Annotated in this window: 6 protein-coding genes; all 6 read right to left on the bottom strand. The window is 67.3% G+C overall.

The genetic code is table 11. The features are described 5' to 3' along the window. Positions 1-58 precede the first annotated feature (58 nt). Entirely contained in the window at positions 59-1,294 is a 1,236-nt protein-coding gene (locus M9H71_RS20945; protein ID WP_455406846.1) for a phage major capsid protein, read from the bottom strand. A 130-nt stretch (positions 1,295-1,424) separates the two neighbouring features. Continuing rightward, positions 1,425-2,153 (bottom strand): HK97 family phage prohead protease, encoded by a 729-nt coding sequence (locus M9H71_RS20940; RefSeq protein ID WP_455406845.1) that lies wholly within the window; start codon positions 2,151-2,153, stop codon positions 1,425-1,427. Between the two features lie 208 nt (positions 2,154-2,361). Next, on the bottom strand, positions 2,362-2,559 hold the full coding sequence (locus tag M9H71_RS20935) for a hypothetical protein (RefSeq protein WP_455406844.1): 198 nt from the start codon (positions 2,557-2,559) through the stop codon (positions 2,362-2,364). Next, positions 2,556-2,783, bottom strand: coding sequence for a hypothetical protein (locus M9H71_RS20930; protein WP_455406843.1), 228 nt, complete (start codon positions 2,781-2,783; stop codon positions 2,556-2,558). The genes M9H71_RS20935 and M9H71_RS20930 overlap by 4 nt, the downstream gene beginning before the upstream one ends. A 119-nt stretch (positions 2,784-2,902) precedes the next feature. Further along, positions 2,903-4,075, bottom strand: coding sequence for a phage portal protein (locus tag M9H71_RS20925; RefSeq protein WP_455406842.1), 1,173 nt, complete (start codon positions 4,073-4,075; stop codon positions 2,903-2,905). A gap of 259 nt (positions 4,076-4,334) precedes the next feature. Beyond that, entirely contained in the window at positions 4,335-6,014 is a 1,680-nt protein-coding gene (locus tag M9H71_RS20920) for a methyl-accepting chemotaxis protein (protein WP_455406841.1), read from the bottom strand. Between the last annotated feature and the right edge of the window lie 37 nt (positions 6,015-6,051).

Below are 6,051 nucleotides of genomic sequence, written 5' to 3'. Positions count from 1 at the left end.
CGACATACGCCGACCGGCGTAAAAACCGCCGAGACTCTAACTGTAGCTGGATGAAAGTTCAGTGGCAGGTCACGTCAAAGTCCTGCACGCCGCCGCCGACGCGCTTGGTGGTGTAGAACAGCACGTAGGGCTTGGCGGAATACGGGTCGCGCAGGACGCGGATGCCCTGGCGATCGACGATCAGGTAGCCGCGGCGGAAGTCGCCGAAGGCGATGCTGAGCGAGTTGGCGGCGATGTCCGGCATGTCCTCGGCGTCGGCGAGCGGGAAGCCGGCCAGGCTGGCGCGGCCGCCGGCGGTGACGGGCGGCTGCCAGATATAGGCGCCCGAGGAGTCCTTGAACTTGCGGATCGCCGCCTGGGTGCGGCGGTTCATCACGAAGGTCGCGTTCTGGCGATAGCCGGGGCGCAGCGCGTAGATCAGGTCGATCAGCACGTTGGCCGGCGCGGAGGACGCGAAGCCGGCGGAGACGCCGGTGGCGATGGTGCCGAGATGGCCCCAGCTCCACGAATCGTTCGCCACCATCGGCACGGCCAAAAAGCCCTTCGGCTTGCCCACGCCGTCGCCGGAGACGAAGGCGAGCCCCTCCTGCTCGGCGAACACCTGGTCGATCTCGCCGGCCAGCCAGTCGTCGAGGTTGACCGCCGCGTCGTCCAGCAGGTTCGCGGTCGCGGCCGGCATCGCATACAGTTCCATCGCCGGGAACGACAGTGCGTCGAACGACGGCGACGCGGTCTGCGGTCGCGGATCGGTCTCGCCGACCCAGCCGGTCGCCGGACCGGCGATGGTGTACGGCTTCTTGTAGACGCCGCCGGAGATCTCGCGCACCGAGGCCAGCGCCCGGATTGGCGAGATCGTCGCCAGCCGCGACGAGATGCTGCGCTCGAGTTCGGTCGGCACCAGATAGCCGCCGTCCGGCGCCGAGCCGACCGAGAGCGCCTTGGTCTCGATCCGGCGCAGCGCGGTGGCGTCGCCGCTGCGCACGTAAGATTCGAACGCGCTCTTGTGCTCGCGCTGCTCCGCCGCCGGCAGCCGCTCGGCCGCAAGCTGCGGCCGCGCCGCCTTCAGCGCCAGATCGTCGAGCCGGCGTTGCTGGCTGTCGAGCGCCGCGTCGATCCGCGCCAGCTTCTCCTCGGCGACGACGTCGCCGCGGCCGCCCTCGATCGCCTTCAGCCGCGCGTCGTTCTCGGCCTTGTAGTCCTCGAAGGTGCGCATCAGCGCGTCGTACACCTGCTGCGCATCGTCGCCGGCGAGGCCGGCCTTGGTCTCGGGGGCGTGGTCGAACGTGGTCATCATGAGATCCCTTGTGGTGATGATGAAGGACGTCGGTCTGAAAAAAGTCGTCGCCCCGACCCGCAGCGCGCCCCCTCTCCCGCCTGCGGGAGAGGGCTGGGGTGAGGGCAGCCGCGCATCGCGGCGCCGGGGCTCAGGACGACGCTCCATCGCCCGCATCGGCGCTCCGTGCTGATGCGGGCGCGCGCGGGGCGAGGTCCAGGCGCGCGCGGCCGGTGATACTCGCCAAGGCCTGTTTGCGGCCGGCGCGGGTGGACAGCGTCGCCGCGATCCTCCCGCGCCGGATCGGCGATGCCGGTGCCTCCGCGGCATCGCCGGAACTCATCGTTGCCGCGTCCTGCACACGGCGCCACGCCGCTTCCGCGGCACTGCGCTGCGGCGACGGGCGCGGCGTCTGCTTGACGGTCGCGATCCGCGCGCCGTTCAGCAGCGGAAAGGTGACGATCGAGATCTCCCAGAGATCGACCTGATACAGCCGCCGCACCCGCCTCTTCGGATCGATCCGGCCGCGCACGGTGCGATAGCCGATCGACAGCCCGTCGATCGCGCCTTCGCGCAGCAGGGCGAGGAGTTCACGGCCGCGCGCCACGTCCGGGATCAGCCGGCCGCGGGCGCGCAAGCCCCGCCAGTCCTCGATCAGTTCGAGCCAGACACCGACCGGCTCGGCGGGATCGTGCTGAAACAGCATCGGGATTTTGCGCAGGCCGCGCTGCTTCAGCGTCTGGGTGAAGGCGCCGGGCATCACCATGTCGCGCGCCTGATCGACCTCGCCGAACAGGCTGGCATAGCCTTCGATGCTGCCGTCGCCGGCGAGCACAAATCGCGCCGGCGCCGGCACGGCATCGGTGAGCGGGGCAAGCATGAGCGCCTCGTGAGAACGGTGGATCGAGAGAACGAGCTGCTGAATCGAGCGCCGGCACGCCGCGCCGCGATCAGCGGCAGGCGGCGCCTGCCCTCACCCTTCCCCTTTGCGGTGAGGATGGCCGGCTCGTCAGGTCGGCTCAGGCGAGGTTCGCGCGTCGCGGCGCCTGCTTAGCGACGCGGTGCGACGCCCTCCCCGCCGCGGTGAACTACTTCGCGCGCTTCTTGGCCGGCCGACGCGGCATCGGCTTCGTCCGCGCGCGCCGCGGCACCGCGCTGTTCGCCTGATCGAGATGGCTGAGAAATTCGCGAAACACCTTGGACGGATCCTTGGCCGATTTGGTCTCGCGGCGGATCGACGCCATCACGCGGTGCAGCCGGTCCATCGATTGCGTCTGGTCGGTCATCGGGCCCCTCCGTCGTCGTCACGCTCCAGCGCGCCGCGCCGGCGCCGCCGGGCCCGGCGGTTGAACAGCTCCAGCGCGTGGACGAAATCATCGAACCGCCGCACCGCCGCCGCCCACTCGCGAAGTACAAACCACAGCCCCGCCGACGCCGCCGCAGCCCAAAGCAACAACGCCAAGTGAGCCAGATCGCCGCGCTCGGTGAACGTCTTGATCACATCGGACATCGGCACCTCGCACGCGGACGGCGCGCAGCGGGGAGTCGTCCGCTCGCCGTCAGTGGGTCGTCAAGATTGGAAAACCGTTTGCGCTGATGACGACAGGCTCGGCCTTTAGCCGTGTGCCTTCACCCCAGCCGGTCGCCGCCCTCCAGCGGCGCGTAGCCGACGGCTTCGCGCTTTTCGTTCAGGGTGAGGAACGGCGCTGCCGTGACGCGGTCCCACAGCGCGGTGCGGTCGGGCGACAGCGCGTCGATCCGGTCGATGTCGATCACCAGGCGGACGCCGTCTCCGAATTGCGGCGACAGCCACTGAGCCAGCGCGTTGCCGACGCGCGTCGCCAGCGGCAGCACGGTCTGGCGCACGAAGCTGCGGTTGGCTTCCTGATAGTTCGAGAATGTGTTGTCGCCCGGAATGCCGAGCAGCATCGGCGGCACGCCGAAGGCGAGCGCGATCTCGCGCGCCGCGGCGTGCTTGGCTTCGAGAAAATCCATGTCCTTCGGCGACAGCGCCATCGGCTTCCAGTCGAGCCCGCCTTCGAGCAGCAGCGGCCGGCCGGCATTGGCGGCGCCTTCGTAGGTCTGCTCCAGCTCGCGCTTGAGGCGGTCGAACTGCGTCTCGTTCAGCACCGCGCCTTCCGGTCCGGCATACATCAGCGCGCCGGAGGGGCGCGCCGAATTGTCGAGCAGCGCCTTGTTCCAGCGCGCGGCGGCGTTGTGGGTGTCGACCGCGGCGGCGGCGGCTTCGAGCGGCGCCAGGCCGTAGTGATCGTCGAGCGGATGAAACAGCGTCAGATGCAGGATCGGCGGGATCGCGCCGTGCTGATCGAACCGCACGCTGCGGCTGCCGACGCTGTAGTCGTAAGCCTCCGCCCAGCCGTCGGCGCCCGGCACCACCTTGATGCGGTCGGGGCGCAGCGCGTAGAGTTCCTGGACCTGATCGCCGAGCGCGACCGCTTCGAGATAGGCGTTGCCGGCGAGCAGCAGATGCGCCACCAGCGTCTCGCGCAGCGCCGCCCCGTCCTGCCGCGGATTGGGCCGCGCCAGCAGCTGCGCCAGCGGATGCGCCTCCTTCTCCTGCGCGCCGTCGAACACCGAATACACGCAGCCGCCGACATGCTCGGCAATCAGCCGCACACACCGATGCACGATGGCGTTGCGCAGATATCCTTCGCGAGCCAGCCCCGCATAGTCGCGCGGCGTCCAGCGCGCGATGCCGCCCGACTCGAATGCCAGCAGCCGCGCGGTGCGCGAGGCTTTGGCTTCGGGCGGCGCGAGATAGGCCTTGAGACGATCGAACATGACTCTGTCCTTTGCATCGACAGCGCGCCCCCTGCATTACAGCACGCGGACACGCAGCTCGGCGATCTTCTGACGGCCGAGCCGCGTCCCGGTGTCGCGCGTCATCACCGCATCGAGAAACGTCGGCAGCAAGTCAAAAGGCGGCGTTGGCATGGGTCGGCACGCGCCGTCGTCACCGCCGCCGCCGAGAACACAAAAGCCCCGCGCGCGCGATGTTCGCGCCGCGCGAGGCCAGTGTTGAGAGGACTCAGACTACGGTTCAGCCAGCCGCGATCCGCGCCGCCTCGGCGGCCGCACGTTGCATGCTGCTCGACATCTCGCTGGTCACGGTGCTCTGCTCTTCGACCGCTGCGGCGGTCGAGGTCACATATTCGCTGACGTCGTTGATCGCCTGCTTGATGGCGTTCAGCGCTGTCGCGACATCACCGGAGATCGAATTGAGGCTGCTGATTTCCTCGCCGATCTTGTCGGTGGCCTGCTTGGCCTGATTGGCGAGGTTCTTGACCTCGGCGGCGACCACAGCGAAGCCGCGACCCGCTTCGCCAGCGCGTGCCGACTCGATCGTCGCGTTGAGCGCCAGCAAGTTGATCTGGCCGGTGATGTTGTTGATCAATTCGACGATGCCGCTCATCGATTGCGCGGCGCTGGTGAGGCGCTGCGCTTGCGCATCGGCATTCGACACGCGGTCGACCGCGCCGGCCGCGGTCTCGCGCGACTTGGTCATCGTCGAGGAAATCTCTCGCACCGAAGTATTGAGTTCTTCGGCTCCTGCGGCCACCGTCTCCATCATGCCGCGTACCCGTTCGTTGCCGATGCGAGCCAGCACCTGCGTGGTAACGTCAGTGGCGAATTTAACCACCTTGAACGGTCGACCGTTCAGGTCGAGGATCGGATTGTAGGAGGCTTGAATGTAAACTTCGCGGCCGCCTTTTCCGATTCGCTTGTATTCGGCCGCCTGGTATTCGCCGCGACTGAGCGAGGCCCAGAACTCACGATACGCCGCGCCGTCGCGCTCCGACGGGTCGACGAACATGCTGTGCGGTTTGCCCTTGATCTCGCCAAGTGAGTAGCCGAGCGCATGTAGAAAGTTTTCGTTTGCTGTGAGCACCGTGCCGTCCATGTCGAACTCGATCACCGCCTGCGACTTACCGATTGCGGCAATCTGGCCGGCCATATCGGCGTTTCGCAGTTTTTGCTCGGTGACGTCCGTCGCGAACTTCACCACCTTGGCGGGCCGGCCCTTGTCGTCGAATATCGGATTGTACGAGGCCTGCAGCCAGATCTCGCGGCCTCCCTTGCCGATCCGCTTGTATTCGGCCGCCTGGTATTCACCGCGATTGAGCGCGGCCCAGAACTCGCGATACGCGGCGCTGTCGCGATCCGCCGGGTCGACGAAGATGTTGTGGTGCTTCCCCTTGATCTCGTCGAGCGTGTAGCCGATCGTCTTCAGGAAATTCTCGTTCGCGGTCCGGATCGTGCCGTCCATGTTGAACTCGATCACCGCCTGCGAGCGGTTGGCCGCCGCCACCTGCCCGGCAAAATCGAGATTCTGCAGCCGGATCGATGCATCGGCCCACTCGACCGCGACCCCGGCGCGACTGCCATCGACGTTGTTGAGCGGCGTCGCGATCAGATCGAAAATCCGGGGCCCGATCTGGATCGTCGCGCGATGCACCGAGCTGAGGCTCTTGAGCATCTGGCGCTGATGGCTGGGATTCTTGTGGAAATTGTCGATATTGGTGCCGATCAGCGTATCGACGTTGAATTTCGGCAGTTCCTTGCGCAGATCGCTCTCGGCATCGCGCAGAAGCGAGGTGACCGAGTCGTTCATATAGACGATGTTGAGATTGGCGTCCGACACCATGATGTTGGCACGAACGGCTTTCGTCGCCAGCAGCGTCAAGGCTCCGGCATCGCTCTTGGATCTACGGCGAAACATAGACTCTCCCGGCTCGCGGCGCCGCGGGGCGGACGAT

The organism is Rhodopseudomonas parapalustris (genome assembly GCF_053772255.1).
Note: the sequence above shows the minus strand (reverse complement) of the source record. Positions and strands in the feature narration are given on the sequence as shown.